The sequence below is a fragment of the Craterilacuibacter sp. RT1T genome (assembly GCF_023502145.1).
Taxonomy (GTDB): Bacteria; Pseudomonadota; Gammaproteobacteria; order Burkholderiales; family Chromobacteriaceae; genus Craterilacuibacter.
In genome coordinates, this window is the sequence record NZ_JAMFLI010000004.1 from 80,956 (window position 1) to 98,898 (window position 17,943).

20 protein-coding genes are annotated in these 17,943 nt (G+C 60.9%); 10 read left to right on the forward strand and 10 right to left on the reverse strand.

The window, feature by feature from the left end:
- Window positions 1–26: 26 nt before the first annotated feature.
- The 4 genes from M3P88_RS08365 to M3P88_RS08380 are packed head-to-tail and all read right to left on the reverse strand — an operon-like array spanning window position 27 to window position 2,977.
- Entirely contained in the window at window positions 27–1,718 is a 1,692-nt protein-coding gene (locus M3P88_RS08365) for a SulP family inorganic anion transporter (RefSeq protein ID WP_249615598.1), read from the reverse strand.
- Window positions 1,719–1,743: 25 nt separating this feature from the next.
- Window positions 1,744–2,169 carry a DUF6691 family protein gene (locus M3P88_RS08370; protein ID WP_249615599.1) on the reverse strand — a complete coding sequence of 142 codons (426 nt, stop codon included), beginning with the start codon at window positions 2,167–2,169 and terminating at the stop codon, window positions 1,744–1,746.
- Between the two features lie 7 nt (window positions 2,170–2,176).
- Window positions 2,177–2,608 carry a YeeE/YedE family protein gene (locus M3P88_RS08375; RefSeq protein ID WP_249615600.1) on the reverse strand — a complete coding sequence of 144 codons (432 nt, stop codon included), beginning with the start codon at window positions 2,606–2,608 and terminating at the stop codon, window positions 2,177–2,179.
- Window positions 2,609–2,656: 48 nt separating this feature from the next.
- The gene (locus M3P88_RS08380) at window positions 2,657–2,977 is read right to left on the reverse strand and encodes an ArsR/SmtB family transcription factor (protein WP_249615601.1); all 321 of its coding nucleotides are present in this window, start codon (window positions 2,975–2,977) and stop codon (window positions 2,657–2,659) included.
- 97 nt (window positions 2,978–3,074) lie between these two features.
- On the opposite strand from M3P88_RS08380, the gene M3P88_RS08385 reads away from it, so the two are divergent.
- From M3P88_RS08385 to M3P88_RS08415, 7 genes are all read left to right on the forward strand, one after another.
- Window positions 3,075–3,935 carry an MBL fold metallo-hydrolase gene (locus M3P88_RS08385; protein ID WP_249615602.1) on the forward strand — a complete coding sequence of 287 codons (861 nt, stop codon included), beginning with the start codon at window positions 3,075–3,077 and terminating at the stop codon, window positions 3,933–3,935.
- A gap of 54 nt (window positions 3,936–3,989) precedes the next feature.
- Window positions 3,990–4,982, forward strand: coding sequence for a DUF2804 domain-containing protein (locus M3P88_RS08390; protein ID WP_249615603.1), 993 nt, complete (start codon window positions 3,990–3,992; stop codon window positions 4,980–4,982).
- Window positions 4,983–5,074: 92 nt separating this feature from the next.
- Window positions 5,075–5,653, forward strand: coding sequence for a beta-class carbonic anhydrase (locus M3P88_RS08395; RefSeq protein WP_249615604.1), 579 nt, complete (start codon window positions 5,075–5,077; stop codon window positions 5,651–5,653).
- Window positions 5,650–6,291 (forward strand): nicotinate-nucleotide adenylyltransferase, encoded by a 642-nt coding sequence (gene nadD / locus M3P88_RS08400; RefSeq protein WP_249615605.1) that lies wholly within the window; start codon window positions 5,650–5,652, stop codon window positions 6,289–6,291. Before M3P88_RS08395 ends, nadD begins: the two co-directional genes overlap by 4 nt.
- Before the next feature lie 98 nt (window positions 6,292–6,389).
- Window positions 6,390–6,761, forward strand: coding sequence for a ribosome silencing factor (rsfS, locus tag M3P88_RS08405; RefSeq protein WP_249615606.1), 372 nt, complete (start codon window positions 6,390–6,392; stop codon window positions 6,759–6,761).
- Between the two features lie 69 nt (window positions 6,762–6,830).
- Window positions 6,831–7,301 carry a 23S rRNA (pseudouridine(1915)-N(3))-methyltransferase RlmH gene (gene rlmH / locus M3P88_RS08410; protein ID WP_249615607.1) on the forward strand — a complete coding sequence of 157 codons (471 nt, stop codon included), beginning with the start codon at window positions 6,831–6,833 and terminating at the stop codon, window positions 7,299–7,301.
- 92 nt (window positions 7,302–7,393) lie between these two features.
- Window positions 7,394–8,167: a lytic transglycosylase domain-containing protein gene (locus tag M3P88_RS08415; protein WP_249615608.1), complete on the forward strand. Its 774-nt coding sequence runs from the start codon at window positions 7,394–7,396 to the stop codon at window positions 8,165–8,167.
- A gap of 109 nt (window positions 8,168–8,276) precedes the next feature.
- Here the strand turns inward: M3P88_RS08415 and M3P88_RS08420 are convergent, their stop codons facing one another.
- Both M3P88_RS08420 and M3P88_RS08425 read right to left on the reverse strand, forming a co-directional pair.
- On the reverse strand, window positions 8,277–8,663 hold the full coding sequence (locus tag M3P88_RS08420) for a VOC family protein (RefSeq protein WP_249615609.1): 387 nt from the start codon (window positions 8,661–8,663) through the stop codon (window positions 8,277–8,279).
- 195 nt (window positions 8,664–8,858) lie between these two features.
- Window positions 8,859–9,581 carry an SDR family oxidoreductase gene (locus M3P88_RS08425; RefSeq protein WP_249615610.1) on the reverse strand — a complete coding sequence of 241 codons (723 nt, stop codon included), beginning with the start codon at window positions 9,579–9,581 and terminating at the stop codon, window positions 8,859–8,861.
- A 113-nt stretch (window positions 9,582–9,694) separates the two neighbouring features.
- Between M3P88_RS08425 and M3P88_RS08430 the strand changes: the two genes are divergently transcribed.
- The gene (locus M3P88_RS08430) at window positions 9,695–10,495 is read left to right on the forward strand and encodes a LysR family transcriptional regulator (RefSeq protein ID WP_249615611.1); all 801 of its coding nucleotides are present in this window, start codon (window positions 9,695–9,697) and stop codon (window positions 10,493–10,495) included.
- On the opposite strand, the gene M3P88_RS08435 is transcribed toward M3P88_RS08430, so the two are convergent.
- Together M3P88_RS08435 and hemC are read right to left on the reverse strand one after the other, a co-directional pair.
- The gene (locus M3P88_RS08435; protein WP_249615612.1) at window positions 10,492–11,214 is read right to left on the reverse strand and encodes a uroporphyrinogen-III synthase; all 723 of its coding nucleotides are present in this window, start codon (window positions 11,212–11,214) and stop codon (window positions 10,492–10,494) included. The genes M3P88_RS08430 and M3P88_RS08435 overlap by 4 nt on opposite strands.
- Before the next feature lie 2 nt (window positions 11,215–11,216).
- Entirely contained in the window at window positions 11,217–12,143 is a 927-nt protein-coding gene (gene hemC / locus M3P88_RS08440; RefSeq protein ID WP_249615613.1) for a hydroxymethylbilane synthase, read from the reverse strand.
- Between the two features lie 247 nt (window positions 12,144–12,390).
- On the opposite strand from hemC, the gene ppc reads away from it, so the two are divergent.
- Entirely contained in the window at window positions 12,391–15,099 is a 2,709-nt protein-coding gene (gene ppc, locus M3P88_RS08445; protein WP_249615614.1) for a phosphoenolpyruvate carboxylase, read from the forward strand.
- An 89-nt stretch (window positions 15,100–15,188) separates the two neighbouring features.
- Complete coding sequence (locus M3P88_RS08450; RefSeq protein ID WP_249615615.1) at window positions 15,189–15,740, forward strand: YaeQ family protein; 552 nt, start codon at window positions 15,189–15,191, stop codon at window positions 15,738–15,740.
- Between the two features lie 74 nt (window positions 15,741–15,814).
- On the opposite strand, the gene M3P88_RS08455 is transcribed toward M3P88_RS08450, so the two are convergent.
- Window positions 15,815–17,050 (reverse strand): L-lactate MFS transporter, encoded by a 1,236-nt coding sequence (locus M3P88_RS08455; RefSeq protein WP_249615616.1) that lies wholly within the window; start codon window positions 17,048–17,050, stop codon window positions 15,815–15,817.
- Between the two features lie 448 nt (window positions 17,051–17,498).
- Window positions 17,499–17,906 (reverse strand): DUF2061 domain-containing protein, encoded by a 408-nt coding sequence (locus M3P88_RS16080; RefSeq protein WP_502798948.1) that lies wholly within the window; start codon window positions 17,904–17,906, stop codon window positions 17,499–17,501.
- Between the last annotated feature and the right edge of the window lie 37 nt (window positions 17,907–17,943).

Genomic DNA, 17,943 nt, shown 5'->3' on the forward strand with positions numbered 1-17,943 from the left:
GCATGAGCACGCCTAATGGCTCGCGTTCAGATCTGGTAATCCCGCTGTGGCGCAAGCGACTGCCAGGCTTGGCTCGCACTGAGAAAAATCCGCCCGTCAAAGCGCGGACTCAAGGCAGCCTTGTCCATCACCATGGACACCGGACGCTTGATATCGCTGAGCCACAGGACCACGCTGCGCGCGGCCAGCGCCTCATCCAGCCGCTCCAGCATCAGCAAGGCGGACAAGTCGATGCGGTTGACGCCGCTCATCACCAGCACCACGCGCCGGGTGTCAGGCGCCGCCATGGCCAGCAGTGCAGCCTCGACATGGCGCGCATTACCGAAATACAGACTCTCGTCCACGCGCAAAAATACCGTCGCCGGCAAGGTTTCCACGCTGAAATGGCGCACATTGCGAAAATGCTCGCTACCGGACAAGCGCCCGAGCTTGGCAATATGCGGCTGGCCGCTCTTGGCGACCCAGCTGCCCAGCGAAATCAGCAGGCCGATGATGATGCCGCTATCGACCCCCAATAACAGCACGGCGGCAAAGGTGGCGATAAAGGCCAGCGCATCGGCCCGGTTGCAGGCCCAGGCACGGCGCAAGAGCGAAAAATCGATCATGGCCAGCACCGAGGCCACGATGGTGGCGGACAATACGGTCAGCGGCAAAAAAAACAGGGCCTGGGTAGCAAACAGCACAATCAGCGTCATCAATAGCGCGCTGATCAGCGACGACAACTGGGTCTGGGCCCCGGCATCGGCATTGACCACCGAGCGCGTCAAACCGCCGGTGACCGGAAAACCGCCGGACAGCGCCGCGCCGATATTGCACGCGCCAAGCGCGATCAACTCACGGTCAGGCGCTATGCTTTCACGCCGGGGCAGCGCCAGAATCTGCGCCACAGACAGGCTTTGCACCATATTGACCAGCGCAATGAAAAAGGCCGGCAACACCAGATCCGGCAAGCGCGACCATGGCAGCCAGGCCAGACCCAAAGGCGGCAGACCAGACGGTACCTCGCCCACCAGGCGCAAACCGCTGGCGGCGCCCCAATGGGCGGCGGTCAACATCCCGGCCAGCAACACCAGCACCGGTGCGGCGCGTACCGCCAGTTGCGCCGCACCCGGCGTCAGACCCGCTTTGCACAACACGGCGGCAAGCGCGCGCCGCGACCACAGCAGCCACAGCAAGGCACTGCCACCCAGCAAGCAGGCGGCCGCATGAAAGGACAGGCGCTGCGCCCATAAATTGGCCAACAGCGCCGGCAAAGTCGCGCCGCCGCCTTTGCTACCCAGCAAAGGCCCCAGCTGCGACAACACAATCATCAAGGCCGAGGCCGACACAAAGCCGGACAACACCGGCTGCGACAGGAAATCGGCCACCAGACCCAGACGCAACAAGCCCAGCGCCAGCAACATCAGCCCGGACAAGAGCGCCAACCAGACGGCGAGCACCGCATACTCGGCACCGCCTTGCGGCGCCAGCTTGCTTAAGGTCGCCGCCACCAATAAGGAAGTGACCGCCATCGGCCCCACCGACTGGGCATGGGAGCGCCCGAGCAGCGCATAAATCAGCAAGGGTGCCAGACTGGCATACAGCCCGGTTTGCGGTGGCAAGCCGGCCACCATGGCATAAGCCAATGCCTGCGGCACCAGCAATAGCGTCACCACGACGCCGGCGCTGATGTCGCCGGTCAGCCAGTTGCGCTGGTAGTGGCCAAGCCAGGGGGGCAAAAACCGGGCGAGAGAACGCATCGCGTCAGGGCAGCAAAGGGTCGAGCACGCGATACAGCAGCATGCCGGCCAGCATCGCACCGACAAACAGCAAGCCCTGCGGAATCAAGGCGCCGGCCAGCACCAGACCCGGCCCCGGGCAGATGCCGGCCAGACCCCAGCCCACACCGAACAGCACGCTACCCAGCACCAGCCGTGGCGTGATCTCGCGGCTGGTCGGCAACTGCATCTTGTCTCCCAGCAGCGACTGGCTGCGCCCGCCGGCCACGCGAAATGCGAAAAAGCCCACCCCGATGGCTCCGGCCATGACCAGCGCCAGACTCGGGTCCCAGGCGCCGGCCAGATCGAGAAAGCCCAACACCTTGGCCGGGTTGGACATGCCGGACACGATCAGGCCGATACCGAACAGTAGGCCGATGGCAAAAGCAGTAAACAGTTTGACGGGTTTCATGATGTATTCAGCCCAGAAGATGACGCACGATGTAGACGGTGGCAAAACCGGCGCCCATAAAGCACAAGGTGGCAACCAGCGAGCGCGGCGACAGGCGCGACAGCCCGCAGACGCCATGACCGCTGGTGCAACCGGAAGCGAAGCGGGTGCCGACACCGACCAGCAACCCGGCCAGCAGCAGGGTCGGCGTCGATGCTTCGATAACCGGCAGCGGCATGGCACCGGCCAACAGCGCATAGATCATGGGTGCCGCCAGCAAGCCCAGCACAAAGGCCAGGCGCAAAGGCCAGTCGGCGGCGCGCTCCAGCACACCACCCAACATGCCGCTAATACCGGCAATCCGCCCCAACAGCAGGACAAAAGCACTGGCGGCCAGCCCTATCAATACACCGCCGCCCAGTGCCGCTGCCGGCGTAAATACATCCCAGGCAATACTCATGATGATTTCCCCTTGTGAATGCTAAACATGAATTCTTCTTGTGCTATTTCATGCGCTCTCGCCTGCCACCGCCTCTGGCGGGCAGAATATGTCATGCAGCGACGACAAGATCGCCATCGCCTCTTGGCTGGCCACACTGTAATAAATCCACTTACCCTCGCGCCGCGTCGACACCAATCCTTCATTGCGCAACACACCCAGTTGCTGCGACAAGGTCGGCTGGCGGATACCGGTCAAGCGCTCCAGCTCGGAAACCGACTTCTCGCCATCGACCAGCTGGCACAGCAGCAGCAGCCGGTCTTCATTGGCCAGGCTCTTCAGCAAGCCGGCCGCGCGGGTCGCGTTTTCCCGCAGCAAATTCATATCCATGATCTTCCCTCTGACACACAGTCTTTATTATATTTACAAATATATTGTTTTTCAATATAGTTTAACCATCACCACCAGATAATGGGAGCGCCGCCAGATGAAAACCCCTGTACAAGCCTTCTTCGACCCTGCGACCTGGACCATCAGCTATGTGGTTTACGACCAGGCGGGCGGACACGCGGCCATTATCGACCCGGTGCTCGACTACGATCCCAAATCGGGCCGTACCCGCACCAGCTCGGCCCAGCAGCTGGTGGACTTTATCCGGGAACAACAACTGACCGTAGACTGGATACTGGAAACTCATGCCCATGCCGATCACCTGTCCGCGGCGGCCTGGCTCAAACAACAGCTAGGCGGCAAGACCGCCATCGGCGACCGGATAGGCAAGGTGCAGGCCAGCTTCAGCCGTATCTTCAATCTGGAGCCCGGCTTTGCCTGTGACGGACGCCAGTTTGACCATCTGTTTGCCGCCGACGAGGCATTTAACATCGGTAACTTAACGGCGCGCGCACTGTATGTGCCGGGCCATACCCCGGCCGATATGGCCTATCACATCGGCGATGCCGTCTTTGTCGGCGACACGCTGTTTATGCCGGATGTAGGCAGTGCCCGCTGCGACTTTCCCGGTGGCGATGCGGCCGCACTTTACCACTCGGTGCAGCGCCTATTAAGCCTGCCGGACGACACCCGCCTCTTTATGTGTCACGACTACCCGCCCGAGGGGCGCACGGCGCAATGGGAAAGCACGGTGGGCGAGCAGCGCGCGCGCAATATCCATCTGAATGAACGGGTCGGCGAACATGAATTCATCGCCATGCGCCAGCAGCGCGATGCCGGCCTGGCCATGCCGGTGCTGATTCTGCCCTCGGTACAGATCAATATCCGCGCCGGCGAAATGCCGCCCAAAGATACAAATGGCGTCGCCTACCTGAAAATCCCGCTTAATCTGCTGTAAACTGGCACGCATCTTCGACTACCGGGCGACGGATCAAATCCGCGCCCCAGATAGATGGACCCCTCACCGTTTTTGCCCGCGCCGTCCCGTTTGGTTCACGAGCGCGGGATTCCCGCCTTCGGCATGTATCAGGGCACGGTTGATGCCCTCAGCTGGCAGCCTTTGACGCTGTCCCCCTGGCACCGCCTGACCCGCAAGCTGCACCATAAACGCTGGCAGTATGCCGCTTTTGCCCACGACAACTACTTTATCGGCGTCGCCGTGGTCGATCTGGGCTGGTGCAGCACCGCTTTTGCCTATCTGTTCGACCGCCAGCAGCGCAAGGTCACGGCCAGCTTCTCGGCCGATGGCCTGCCCGGCCTGTCGGCCAAGATAGAAGACCGCGCCTTCGGCCATGCCCGTTTTTGCGCCGGCGGCGGCAAGCTGGTCTTCACCCGCGAGGCCGGGCGCATGTTGCTGGAGGTGCGCACCCCGGCGCTACGCATGGCCGCCCATATCACGCTAAACCCCGACGTTCCGACCCTGTGTGCCATTGCCCCGGCCAACCATCTGGCGCACTCGACCCATAAGAGCGGCGGTCTGGCGGTCAGCGGCTATGCCGACACCAACGGTAGCCGCTACTCACTCGATGGCGCCATCGCCAGCCTGGATGCCTCCAATGGCCTGCTCGCCCGCCATACCGCATGGCGCTGGGCCAGTGCACACAACCATGAGCTGGGCTTCAATCTGCAGGACGGCTATATGGGCGATGCCGAAAACGCCATCTGGCTGCACGGCAAACTGCTGCGCGTCGGCAAGGTGCGCTTTGATTACCTCCCGGCCGACCCGATGGCGCCGTGGCATATCCACAGCGACGATGGTCTGGTCGATTTGCGTTTCACCCCGGAAGGCATGCGCAGCGAAAACAAGAATCTGTTGATTGCCGCCAGCCGCTATGTGCAGCCTATCGGCACGTTCAGCGGGGTATTGCTGGATCCGGCCAGCGGGGCGCGCCATATCGTCAACGCGCTGACCGGCGTCACCGAAGACCATGCCTCGCACTGGTAAGGCCGCATGCAGCAGCTACCTTGCCGGCATGCTTGATGGTAGGATGCGCCGCAAATAGAGCCTCTATTCCACCGAGGCCGGGAGAGAAACGAATGCGCGTGTTGCACGCCCTGCTCGAACACAACCACGAGTTCGTCACTAGCCGCGAATACGAAAAATTTCGCACCGACAAGTTCCCCGACAAGAATCTGGCGGTGCTGGCCTGCATGGATGCCCGCCTGGTCGAACTGCTGCCCAAGGCCATGGGGCTGAAAAACGGCGATGCCAAACTGATTAAGAACGCCGGCGCTCTGGTTACCCATCCATGGGGTTCGGTGATGCGCAGCCTGCTGATCGCCGTTTATCAGCTAAGGGCGGAAGAAATCTGCGTGGTCGCCCACCACGATTGCGGCATGAATGCCATCGACCCCAAGCAGGTGCTGGAGAATGCCGTCGAGCGCGGCGTCAGCCCGGATACCCTCAGCACCTTGCGCGCTGCCGGCATCAATCTGGATGGCTGGCTCAAGGGCTTCGACAATGTCGAAGACAGCGTGCGCCACACGGTGGACACGGTACGCCACCACCCGCTGATGCCGCGCGATATTCCGGTGCATGGGCTGGTCATCAGCCCGGCGACCGGCGCACTGACCGTCATCGTGGACGGCTACGCCGACACGCCAGATCTTCCATGAGGCGTATCGGCCTGTATGGCGGCACCTTCGATCCCTTTCACTGCGCCCATCTGCGCCTGGCTTGCGCGCTGCGCGATGAATTAAAGCTGGATGAAGTCAGGCTGGTGCCGGCCGGACTACCCTACCATCGCGACCATGGTCCGCACGCCAGCGCCAGCCAAAGGCTGGACATGGTGCGCCTGGCCATTGCCGGCGAGCCGGGGCTGATTGCCGACGACAGGGAAATACGCCGTGGCAAAAATGCCTATACCGTCGAGACGCTGGAGGAGCTGCGCAGCGAGCTCGCGCCGCAGGATGAGCTGTGGTGCCTGATAGGCGGCGACTCGCTGGCCAGGCTTGCCAGCTGGCACCGCTGGCAGGACATATTTACGCTGGCCAACCTCGCCGTCGCCCTGCGTCCGGGCTTTGATCCCGCACATCTGGCACCCGCCATCCGCGCGCAATGGCAAGCGCGCCAAGTGTCTGATTTTTCAAAACGAACGCCTTCCGGTACAATCCGCGCCCTGACGTTGGCTCCGGTCGACGTTTCGGCGACGGACATCCGCGCCCGGCTTGCTGCCGGCGCCGATGTGTCCGGCCTCGTTCCCGCTGCCATACTGGACTATATCCGGGCGCAGCAGCTCTACCGGAACACCTAGCGTGACATACAGGCCGCAACCTGCGGCTCGCGCTCTTTTCGCGGCACCTCTGACCCGTCCGTACGCGTCCATGTGCCCATCATTGGAATCAAGGAAATATGGACAATATTCAAGAAATCGTAAAACTGGCCGTGACCGCTCTGGAAGACGTCAAGGGCAAGAACATCGTAACGCTGGATACCAGCGAACTGACCTCGCTGTTTCAGCATCTGATCGTCTGCACCGGTGACTCCAACCGCCAGGTCAAGGCTTTGGCCAATAGCGTAGCCGTAGCGCTGAAAGAAGCCGGCGTGGATCTGGTCGGTACCGAAGGCCACGAAAGCGGCGAGTGGGTGCTGGTCGATGCCGGCGACGTCGTCATCCATGTGATGTTGCCTGCCGTGCGCGACTACTATGACCTGGAAGCCCTGTGGGGCGGCCAGAAGCCATCGTTTACCCCGGTCGGCGGCAAGCCCTGGTCGGCAGCCTAAAAATTGTGCACGGGGAGCGGGAAACTACTTCCAACTCCCCGTTCACCACTCCCCTCTCTCCAATTCCCCATGAAAATTACCCTACTCGCCGTCGGCACCAAGATGCCGCGCTGGGTCGATGAAGCCTTTGGCGACTACGCCAAGCGCTTCGGCCGCGACATCAGCTTCGAGCTCAAGGAAATCAAGCCGGAAAAACGCGGCGGCGGTGTGACGACCGAAAAAGGCATTGCGGCCGAGCACGAGCGCCTGATCGCCGCGATTGCCCCGCGCACCAAGCTGATCGTACTGGACGAGCGCGGCAAAAACTGGACTTCGGTGCAGCTGGCCGGTGCCATGAAGGACTGGATGGCCGGTGGCGACGACATCACCATCATCATCGGCGGAGCCGATGGATTGTCGGCCGAACTGAAACAAAAAGCCGATGTCCTGCTGCAACTGTCGGCCATGACCCTGCCGCACGGCATGGTACGCGTCATGCTGGCCGAGCAGCTCTATCGCGCCTATTCCATCCTCAACAACCACCCCTACCATCGCGAATAAATAATTTTATTGTGGTGCAAGAACGATAATATCCCTGTAGACATTGCGCATATTTGCTATGCTAATCAAGGTCTTATCACGAGATGTTATCAATGAACCGATTTATCCTCTGCTCCTTGATAGCTGCGTCGTTTACGCTAGCCTCCGCCGCCCATGCGGATCTGTATGGCTATGTAGACAGCGCAGGACAGGTTCACCTCGCCCCCAAAAAGCTGGATGAACGCTACCAACTTTTCCAGAAGAGTCCGCCAGCCGAGCTGGCCGTTCGCAAATACGATGCGCTGGCCGATGCCACCCGCCCTGGCTTAGGCTCCACCCTTAGCCGCGACACGGCCGCCGCACGCACGCCGCTTGCCGGTCTGCCCGCTGCCCAGCCGCGCCTGGTCAAGGCCAGCGTCAGCGCGCCTTATAACAAGATGATTAACAAGGTCGCGCGCGAGATGAAACTCGATGCCCAGTTGCTGCACTCCATTGTCAGCGTGGAGTCGGGCTATGATGCGCAAGCCCTGTCGCCCAAGGGCGCCATCGGCCTGATGCAGGTGATCCCGGAAACCGGCGAGCGCTTCGGCATTGCCAACCTTAACCAGCCCGACGCCAATATCCGCGCCGGCGCACGCTATCTGAAATTTTTGCTGGGGCTGTTCAACCACGATCTGCCGCTGGTCATCGCCGCCTACAATGCCGGCGAAGGCGCGGTGCAGAAATACAAGAACACCATCCCGCCCTACCCCGAAACACGCAACTACGTCTCGCGCGTACTGGCCACCTATGAAGCACGCAGCGGCAAGTCGCCACTACAAGCGGCCGTCAGCCATATCGACTACAGCCGCGGCAAGCGGGTGAACGCCGTCCTCGAACCCTTGTAAGCTGGCGATGGCTGACCGATAAAAACGGGTGGATTCCTCCACCCGTTTTTATCGAGCAAATGTGAAAATCTGGAGCGGTCTAAACGAGGCATGCCAAAACATAAGCGTGCTATGGCTGGGAAATGTCTTCGTGAATGCAGAGATAATTACCCTCGGTATCCTTGAACCAAGCAACCTTCTCCGCGCCAAGCACACAGACGTGATTCACAGTTTTCAACTCAGGGAAGTCGTAGTCTTCAAAAACGACTCCGGCGCGCTTCAACTCATTGATACTGGCGGCAATATCCGCCACGCAAAAGCTGATCGCGGTATGCTCAGCCTTAGTCCCTTCCGGCTTGGGAAATAAGGCGAGCGTACTGCCGCCCACCATGTAAATAAACTTTCCGTCAGGACGTAAACCGCCGGGCTTCAACCCCAAGCAGCCTTCGTAGAAACCCCGGGCACGGTTCATATCCTTGACGGGCAACATTGTCGTAAGAGACGCGTCGCACAACATGAGAAGTCCTTTCTCAACACCGCCCTGCCCGCATCACCTGATGAGTATCAGGCTGCCAAGCTGAACAATACAGCTTATGCCCACAATCTCTTCTGCGCCAATTCAAGCACGACGCTAACGGCCCACCATGCCTATCTGCACTCAATACAAAAACGGGCGGAAAAATCCGCCCGTTTTTGTTTGCCCGCCCCCGCCTTACGGCTCCTGCCGCGTCGCTGCCAGCACGATTTCACGTATGCACAAATTTTGCGGCTGCTCGTAGGCGTAACGCACCGCCTCTGCGATATCTTCAGCCGAGATCACGCCGCCCATCTGTTCTTTCCAGGCTTCGTAACCGTCCTTGATATCCTGGCTGCTAGTGTGGGACAGCAACTCGGTCTCGGCCGCGCCCGGTGCGATCGTGATGACGCGCACGTCCTGTAGCGCCACTTCTTCGCGCAGGTTTTCCGAAATGGCGTGCACGGCGAACTTGGTGCCGCAATAGGCCGCATGGTTGGGGAAGGTCTTGCGCCCGGCAATCGAGCTGATATTGATGATGGTGCCGTGGCGGCGCGCGAGCATGCCCGGCAGCACTGCATGGATGCCATTGAGTACACCCTTGACGTTCACGTCCAGCATGCGCTCCCACTCGGATGGATCCTGCTCGGACAGTTTGCCCAGCAGCATCTGACCTGCATTGTTGACGATCAGGTCGGCCGGGCCGAATTGCGCCTCGGCTTCTTGCACTGCCGCCGCGAGTGCATCGCGGTCGGTAACATCGACTTCACGGCACAAGACATTGGGCAAACCCAACGCCGTCAGTCGCTCGATACGACGCGCCAGCAGCAGCAAGGGATAGCCGCGCGCTGAAAACAGACGGGCACAGGCGGCACCAAAGCCGGAGCTGGCGCCGGTAATCACAATCAAGGGTTTGTTCATGCGATACTCCTGAAATAGAAAGCGTTAATGGCAACGCCGAATGCCATCCACTATAGCCGCCTGTCGCCACGACGAAAAATCGTTTTTATCCTTTGCTGCCATCGGACATTTCTATGGATATCCGCCAACTGCGCGCCTTTGTCGCCGTTTTTGAAGAGCGCAATATCACCCAGGCCGCCAAGCGCCTGGCCGTCACCCAGCCCACGCTCTCCGCCACACTGCATCAGCTTGAAACCGAACTGGGAACCCTGCTATTCAAACGCCTGCCGCGCGGCGTCGAGGCCTCCGATGCTGCGCGCCGCCTGTTTGCGCAGGCCAAAAAGCTGATTGCCGACACCGAGGCACTGAGCGCCAGTTTCAAACAGGGCGAAACAGGGCAGGAGCTGACGGTGGGGATAGCAGCCGATCTGGGCGATAGCCAGATCGATAAAGTGCTGCGTGCGGCGCTGAAAACAGCAGGCATCGTGCTGACGCTGGAAGAAGGGTGCAGTGGCGATGTCCGCCTCGCCTGCGAGACGCTGCGCTGCGAAGACGAATTATTTCTGCCCTTGGCGGAGGAAAATTTCGTGCTGGCGCTGCCGCCGGGGCATGAACTCAGCGGCCAGGACGTGATGCCGCAGATGCTGAAACAGGAAACATGGGTGATGTGCCCGGCGCATGACTCACAGCAGCGGCTGCTGGCCCTGCTTGGCGCCTATGCCCCGCTACAGCCCATGCGGGCCAGCTCACTGCGACTGGCGGCGCAACTGGTGGCAAGCGGGGCCGGCATCGCCTGGCTGCCCGCCTCGCTAGCAGACAAACTAGATGTAGCCCAACTGGCAGTCGCGCCTTACCGGCGCCGCATCGGCCTGTGTTATGTGCCGGATGCGCTACACAAACCGGCGCTTGCCGCCTTGATCCGGCAACTGGCTTAACACGCTGCCAGCGCGGCTAACAGCGCGTCGTCGCTGGCGTTAGCGGCCGTCACAATCTTGCTTGCCCCCAGCGATTGCAATACCTCGCTAATACGCGGGTGCAGCGTGACGAACTGCTGGCGCAGCAGCCAGTCGCGCCGCGCTGCCGGTACTGAGGCAAACAGTGCACGGGCAATATCGGAGGAAGTCACCAGCAGCGTCGCCTGCGCCATATCGGCAGGCAGCTTATCCCAGCCCGGATCGCACGCTACGCGCCGGTACGCCTCGCATAGAAGAATCGTTGCGCCGCGCGCCGCCAGCGTATCAGCCAGCAGTGCGCGTCCGGTTTCCCCGCGCACGATCAAGACCGTTTGCCCACTCAAAGCAAACAATGGCGGCAGCGCCAGCAGCGCTTCGCTGTCGCTGCCGGCCTCGGGGTGCAACACCGCACGCCCGGCAAGCGCCGCCAGATGCGCGGCACTGCCCTTGCCGACACAGGCCAGCTGCACGGTCTCGGGCAAATGCCCGGCCAGTACCGGCCACATGATATCGATAGCACCGGGGCTCACCGGAATCAGCCAGTCGGCCGCAGCGGCCAAAGCCGGTAGCTGCGCCAACGCGTCCGTATCCGCCACCAGTTCAAGCGGCGCAAACACACGGGTACGAAAGCCGGCAGCGGCACACTTTGCCGCCAGTGGCGCACATTGCGCCGCCGGGCGGGTGAGCAGCACCGGCCTCATGTTCAGCTATCGGCCAGGACGGCGCTGATCACATCGGCGGCGCCGTCTTGCAACAGCTTCTTGGCCACCGCCCGCCCCAACGCATCCGCGTACTGGCGCGGCGCACTGGCGCTGGCAGTCAGCATCAGCGAGCCATCCGGATAGGCGACAAAACCGCCCAAGGTAATCACCCCGTCGCTCAGCGTGGCAAAACCACCCAGCGGAATCTGGCAGCTGCCGCCCAACTGGCGCGACAAGGCGCGCTCGGCCAGCACACAGTCGTGGGTATCGGCATCATTCAGTGGTGCCAGCAGCGCCTTGAGATCCTCGCGCCCGGCGCGAATCTCGATGCCCAACGCACCCTGACCCGGGGAAGGCAGGCTTTCCGACGGCGACAACTCGCCACGTATGCGCTCACCGAGGCCCAGACGCTTAAGGCCGGCAGCGGCAAGAATGATGGCGTCAAACTCGCCGCCATCGAGCTTGGCCAGCCGCGTCTGCACATTGCCGCGCAAGGGCTTGATCACCAGATGCGGAAACTGGGCGCGAATCTGCGACTCGCGGCGCAAGCTGGCCGTGCCGACCACCGCACCCTGCGGCAACTCGGACAGATTGGCATAAGCATTGGAAACGAAAGCATCGCGCGGGTCTTCACGCTCGCAGATCACCGGCAGGGCAAAGCCTTCGGGCAGTGCCATGGGCACATCTTTCATCGAGTGCACGGCCAGATCGGCACGCCCTTCCAGCATCGCGACTTCCAGCTCCTTGACGAACAGCCCCTTGCCGCCAATCTTGGACAGGGTTTTATCGAGAATCTGGTCGCCACGCGTGGTCATGCCCAGAATTTCAACTTCCAGCGCGGGATACAAACTCTCCAGGCGGGCTTTGATATGTTCGGCCTGCCACATGGCCAGACGACTCTCGCGGCTGGCAATCACGATTTTTTTCATCACGCGCTCCTGAATGGAATAAGTCTGCGCCGATTCTAACATGAGCCACGGCTTCGCCTGCCCGGACAAAGCCCGCCGCCCCCCTTGTGGCAAGCCCGGCACACCGTCCACATAATGAGCATTTCAATACGGCAAGCTTGCAACCGGCACTGGTCAAATACCCCATGCTTGCGGCAAGATCAGGCAAGACTAGGCCGGCACGCGCATGCCGGCACACACGCACTTCATCAAAACGGGTAGACACGCGATGACACAAGAACAAGACAAGGACCTTCCGCTCAAGGCCGATCTGGCACGACTGGACCGGCTATTGGGCGAGGTACTGCGCGAGCAGGCCGGTGACGAGGTTTATCACGAAATGCAGGCCATCCCGCTGGCTCACCATAGCCATGACAACCGTACACTGGCCATGCTGGAGCGCTTGTCGCCGCAAGCGACCACGGCCTTGGTGCGGGCTTGCGGCCTGTATGCCCAGCTATTCAATATTGCCGAAGACCTGCATCACACCCGCCGCCGCCGTGCCCACCGCCAGGCCGGCTCGGCACCGCAGCAAGGCAGCCTGGCACGCGCGCTGTCGCACCTGCAACAAGAAGGCGTCAGCCTGGGACGGCTGACCGGCATGCTGGCCGATGCCAATGTAACGGCGGTATTGACTGCCCACCCGACCGAAGTACAACGCCAGAGCGTGCTGGATGGTCATCGTGCCGTGCGCCGTTTCCTTGCCTGTCTGCACTACCCTGACGTCACACCGGATGACGAGATCGATCTCGAACTGCGCTTGCGCCGCGTGATCCTGACCCTGTGGCAGACCTCGGAAATCCGCCATTTCAAGCTATCGGTTGCCGATGAAATCGAAAACGGTGTCGCCTATCACCCGCTGTCCTTCTTTACTGCCCTGCCGCGCATCTACGACATGCTCGGGCGCGGTATTCAGCAACATTGGGGCGAGCGCCCCAAGCTGCCTTCTTTCTTGCGCATAGGCAGCTGGATAGGCGGCGACCGCGACGGCAACCCCAATGTCGATGCCAAAGTCTTGCGTTATGCCAGCACCCGTCAGGCCGAAACCGCCTTTACCCACTATTTCTACGAGCTGTCCGGCCTGTACCGCGAACTGTCGCTGTCCAGCCGGCTGGTTAAAGTCAGCGACGAGGTCGCGGCGCTGGCCGCCCTGTCGCCGGACACCGAAACCAGTCGCGCCGAAGAGCCATACCGTCTCGCGCTGGCTCATATCGAAGCGCGCCTGTCGGCTACGGCTGCGGCGCTGGGCGTCAGCAAACGCGGACGCTGGAGCGCAGGCGAACCCTATGCCCATGCCCAGGCCGTGATCGATGATCTGGAACAGATCGCCGCTTCACTCGCCGCCAATGGCAGCGCCATTCTGGCCGGCGGGCGCCTGCTGCGCCTGAAGCGTGCGCTGGATGTATTCGGCTTTTACCTGATGCCGCTGGACCTGCGCCAGCATGCCGGCATCCATGCATCGGTCGTGGCCGAGCTGTTCTCGCATGCCGGGCTGGAAGAGTATCTGGCGCTGGACGAGGCCGCCCGGGTGCGCGTTCTGCGCCGCGAGCTGGCAACGCCGCGCCCGCTGTATAGCCCCTATCTCGCCTATGGTGCCGAGGCGCAAAAAGAGCTGGCCATCTTCCGCGAAGCGGCACGCATCAAGGCGGCGCTGGGCGATGGCGCCATTACCCAGTGCATCATCTCCAACTGCGCCGCCGTCAGCGATTTACTGGCACTGGCCCTGCTGATGAAGGAAACCGGCCTGCTGCGCATTGTCGATGGCCAGCCGGTGGGCAGCGTCAACATCGTGCCGCTATTCGAAACCATAGGCGACTTGCGCGCCGGTGCCGCCATCATGCAGGCACTATTCGACTTGCCATGGTATCGCCAGCTGCTGGTGAGCCGCGGCATGCTGCAAGAGGTGATGCTGGGTTACTCGGACAGCAATAAGGATGGCGGCTATCTGACCAGCCAGTGGGAGCTGTATCAGGCCGAATCGCGATTGGTGAAGGTCTTCGCCGCCGCCGGGGTCAAGCTGCAGCTGTTTCATGGCCGCGGCGGCTCGGTCGGGCGCGGTGGCGGCCCCAGCTACGAGGCCATCATGGCACAACCGGCAGGGTCGGTCGCCGGCCACATCCGCATCACCGAGCAGGGCGAGGTCATCACCTCCAAATTCTCCGATCCGGATCTGGCAGTACGCAATCTCGAGGCCCTGGTCGCCGCCACGCTGGAAGCCACGCTGGCCGGCAGCCACAGCCATGAAGCCGACAGCAGCATCCTGTCCGAGCTGTCGGATCACGCCTATGCCGCCTACCGTGCGCTGGTGGAAACACCGGGCTTTATGCAGTATTTCCTAGAAGCCACCCCGGTACGCGCGATTGCCAAGCTCAATATCGGCAGCCGCCCGGCCTCGCGCAAGAGCCTGACTTCCATTCAGGATCTGCGCGCCATTCCATGGGTGTTCTCCTGGTCGCAGTCGCGGGTGATGCTGCCGGGCTGGTATGGCGTCGGTTCGGCCGTTGCCGCCTTTATCGAGCGCCATGGCGACAGCGGCATCAGCCAGCTGCAAGCGCTATACCAGAGCTCGCCCTTCCTGCGGATGGCACTGGAAAACATGGAGCAGGTACTGGCCAAGGTCGACCTGGAGCTGGCACAGCGTTATGCCGGTCTGGTCAGCGACAAGACGCTGTCGGCCTCGCTGTTTGCCACCATCTCTAGCGAATGGCAGCGCTGTGTAGATGCGCTTTACACCATCACCGGTAACCAGCGTCTGTTGCAGCACAACCCGACGCTGGCGCGCAGCCTGGACACCCGTCTGCCGTATCTGGATGCGATGGGCGCGCTGCAGGTCGAATTGCTGCGCCGCCTGCGCGAGAACCCGGATGACGAGGAAGCACTGGCGGCCATTCATCTGACCATCAACGGCGTCGCCGCCGGTTTGCGCAATAGCGGCTAACTACTTCGCCGCCGCCATGGGCGCGGCAACAGCAGGGCAAAGGGAAATGGAAACAGGTAAACTCGCCCCTTTGCCCGAAAGCCGTACCCATGGCCCTCAAGTCCACCATCTACAAGGCCGATATCGATGTCTCCGACATGGATCGCGGCTACTATGCCAGCCACAACCTGACCCTCGCCTGCCATCCATCGGAAACGCTGGAACGCATGATGCTGCGTATTGCGGTATTCGCACTGCACGCCAGTGAAATGCTGAGCTTTACCAAGGGTATCAGTGCCGACGATGAGCCGGATATCTGGCAGAAGAACTACTCGGACGAGATCGAACTATGGCTGGAGTTGGGCGAGCCGGACGAGAAGCGCGTGCGCAAGGCCTGCGGCCGCGCCGATGCGGTCTGGATTTATTGCTATGGCGCACGCTCGGCTGAAATCTGGTGGCCGCAGCTGGAAAGCAAGGCCGGCCGCTTCGACAACCTGACCGTGGTTGCAATCGCACCGGACACGCTGACCGAACTTGCCGCCATGGCCGAGCGCAGCATGCAGTTGTCCGCCACCATACAGGACGGCCAGATGTGGCTGTCCAATGGCACGCATAATGTACTGGTCGAAGGCCATGTACTAAAGCCCGCCAGCCGCAGCTGATACGATTAAGCCACGGCAGACGCAAAAAAGGCCGACCCTTTGGGGTCGGCCTTTTTTATCGTTTAAAGCAAGCTTTAAGCTGCTTTGGCTTCAACCGCCGGTGCAACCTTAACCGGCTTGGTCATAAAGCCCAGAACAATGGCCACACCCAGCAGGGCTGCCGAGATCATGTACGCGGCACTGTAGGTGCCGGTCATGTCGACGGCGAGGCCGGCCAGCAGCGGGCCGACAAAGCCGGACACACCCCAGGCGGTGTACAGCACGCCGTAGTTGGCGCCGTAGTTCTTCAAGCCGTAGAAGTCAGCCGTGGTCGACGGGAACACCGACATCAGCGAACCATAAGCCAGACCGGCTACCACGGTACCGACCAGAATCATGGATGCATCCTGATAGGTGGCAAAAGCCAGCATATTGGCAGCCTGAACGGCAAAGGCCAGCAGCATGGTATTGGTACGGCCGATCTTGTCGGACAGCATGCCGCCACCCACACGGCCGGATGCGTTAGCAATCGCCAGGATGGATACCAGGTAAGCCGGGTTCAGAATGCCTGCCTGGTCGGTCGCGATCGATGCCAGGTTACCGATGATCATCACGCCAGCGGAGGACGAGAACACGAACATGATCCACAGGAAGTAGAACTGACGGGTCTTGATCATCTCGCGCCAGGTCAGGTTGTGCTCGGACACCTTAGGTGCAACCGCGCCGTCTGCCAGTGCCGGTGCGGCAGGGGTATAACCTTCAGGCGGGTTGGAGATCAGACGGGTCAGCGGCAGCGCGATCAGCAGCACGGCAGAGCCCAGAATCATGAACGACTTGGAAATGCCGTAGGCTTCGATCAAATGGGTGCACAGCGGTGCCAGATAAACGGCAGCCAGACCAAAACCACCGACGGTGATACCGGAAACCATGCCCTTTTTGGACGAATGGAACCACTTCATCGCGGCAGGCGTCACGCAAGCGTAGGCAAAGCCGATACCGGTGCCGACGATACCGCCGAAGGCGATGGTCAGACCGATCACCGAGTCTTGCGGCACGAAGCTGGACAGAATCATGCCCAGACCGACCAGCACCACGCCCAGCGTGATGACTTTTTTCGGCCCGATACGGTCCTGCATCACGCCGGCAGCCAGCAGGGCAATCGCCCATACCACGATGGCGACGTTATACGGCATCGACGCTTCGGTGTTGCTCCAACCCCAGTCAGCGACCAGACCCTTCTTGATCACACTCCACGCATACAGCACGCCGATGGTGAGGTTGATACAGGTGCCGGCGATAAGAACGCTGACGGCCTTATTCATTTTGCTCATAAAAATCTCTTAGATGGATAGGTTACACCGGTACCACGCAAAGCAAGAGGCGTATGGGCGACGCGGGGCGCGGCAACCGGTCATCAGCCATAGCTGATATTTTGGAACGGCGGATTCTAATGCCACCTATACGTTTGTGCAAAGTAATATTACTGTTTTCTAAGATGTTTTCCCAATGTCATTAACGGGAAAGCACGGCATAAAACCCATGGAAACCTTTGTTTTTACAGCAAGGGCACGACATGCCATCGCTTTACGCCTCTTTTCATAAATCATGAAAAAATTAAGATAAATGTATCGCTATGGCTTTGTAAAAACGGGGAATTTGTACAAAAAGGCCTGAAAACCCACTTTAATACGGGGCAATCAAGAAAATAGCCGGCAATAGAAGAGTACAGACTCTACGTGCCGGCAATAAAAAAGGCCGCTGCGCGGCCTTGAGAATAATTTAGCAAAGAGGAAGCGGTGGCGACGGCTTGACCGGTGCCGGCTTGGCAGCGCGTACCAGCTGCCAGACTTGCTCATGCACAAAGTAGGCTACCGTATTCACCAATGGCTCAACCAGCGCCAGCAAACCGGCCAGGGCAATACTGCCGGTCAGCAACCATGCCAGGGTAAAGGCAAGCACGAAATGGCAGGCGGCAAACGTCGCTGTTTTAACCAGCGCCAAATGACGCACCGGCGCGCGTGCCATGACCTTGTCCCAGATCTTGTCATGAAAATGATAGGTCACCGTATTGGCCAGCGGCTCGGCCAAGGCCATGGCACCGGAAATCGCCAGACTGCCGGTCAGCGCATAGCTGACGGCAAAGGCCACGCTAAAGTGGCAGACGGCAAACGTCAGGGTTTTGGTCATGGCAGTCATCCGCTGAGTGAATACAGAAGATGATAGT

What these genes read in the sequence shown, in the direction of transcription:
- M3P88_RS08370 (WP_249615599.1), bottom strand. Translation starts at nt 2,169, where the DNA reads ATGAAACCCGTCAAACTGTTTACTGCTTTTGCCATCGGCCTACTGTTC.
- M3P88_RS08375 (WP_249615600.1), bottom strand. Translation starts at nt 2,608, where the DNA reads ATGAGTATTGCCTGGGATGTATTTACGCCGGCAGCGGCACTGGGCGGC.
- M3P88_RS08380 (WP_249615601.1), bottom strand. Translation starts at nt 2,977, where the DNA reads ATGGATATGAATTTGCTGCGGGAAAACGCGACCCGCGCGGCCGGCTTG.
- M3P88_RS08385 (WP_249615602.1), top strand. Translation starts at nt 3,075, where the DNA reads ATGAAAACCCCTGTACAAGCCTTCTTCGACCCTGCGACCTGGACCATC.
- M3P88_RS08390 (WP_249615603.1), top strand. Translation starts at nt 3,990, where the DNA reads ATGGACCCCTCACCGTTTTTGCCCGCGCCGTCCCGTTTGGTTCACGAG.
- M3P88_RS08395 (WP_249615604.1), top strand. Translation starts at nt 5,075, where the DNA reads ATGCGCGTGTTGCACGCCCTGCTCGAACACAACCACGAGTTCGTCACT.
- nadD (WP_249615605.1), top strand. Translation starts at nt 5,650, where the DNA reads ATGAGGCGTATCGGCCTGTATGGCGGCACCTTCGATCCCTTTCACTGC.
- rsfS (WP_249615606.1), top strand. Translation starts at nt 6,390, where the DNA reads ATGGACAATATTCAAGAAATCGTAAAACTGGCCGTGACCGCTCTGGAA.
- rlmH (WP_249615607.1), top strand. Translation starts at nt 6,831, where the DNA reads ATGAAAATTACCCTACTCGCCGTCGGCACCAAGATGCCGCGCTGGGTC.
- M3P88_RS08415 (WP_249615608.1), top strand. Translation starts at nt 7,394, where the DNA reads ATGAACCGATTTATCCTCTGCTCCTTGATAGCTGCGTCGTTTACGCTA.
- M3P88_RS08420 (WP_249615609.1), bottom strand. Translation starts at nt 8,663, where the DNA reads ATGTTGTGCGACGCGTCTCTTACGACAATGTTGCCCGTCAAGGATATG.
- M3P88_RS08425 (WP_249615610.1), bottom strand. Translation starts at nt 9,581, where the DNA reads ATGAACAAACCCTTGATTGTGATTACCGGCGCCAGCTCCGGCTTTGGT.
- M3P88_RS08430 (WP_249615611.1), top strand. Translation starts at nt 9,695, where the DNA reads ATGGATATCCGCCAACTGCGCGCCTTTGTCGCCGTTTTTGAAGAGCGC.
- M3P88_RS08435 (WP_249615612.1), bottom strand. Translation starts at nt 11,214, where the DNA reads ATGAGGCCGGTGCTGCTCACCCGCCCGGCGGCGCAATGTGCGCCACTG.
- hemC (WP_249615613.1), bottom strand. Translation starts at nt 12,143, where the DNA reads ATGAAAAAAATCGTGATTGCCAGCCGCGAGAGTCGTCTGGCCATGTGG.
- ppc (WP_249615614.1), top strand. Translation starts at nt 12,391, where the DNA reads ATGACACAAGAACAAGACAAGGACCTTCCGCTCAAGGCCGATCTGGCA.
- M3P88_RS08450 (WP_249615615.1), top strand. Translation starts at nt 15,189, where the DNA reads ATGGCCCTCAAGTCCACCATCTACAAGGCCGATATCGATGTCTCCGAC.
- M3P88_RS08455 (WP_249615616.1), bottom strand. Translation starts at nt 17,050, where the DNA reads ATGAGCAAAATGAATAAGGCCGTCAGCGTTCTTATCGCCGGCACCTGT.
- M3P88_RS16080 (WP_502798948.1), bottom strand. Translation starts at nt 17,906, where the DNA reads ATGACCAAAACCCTGACGTTTGCCGTCTGCCACTTTAGCGTGGCCTTT.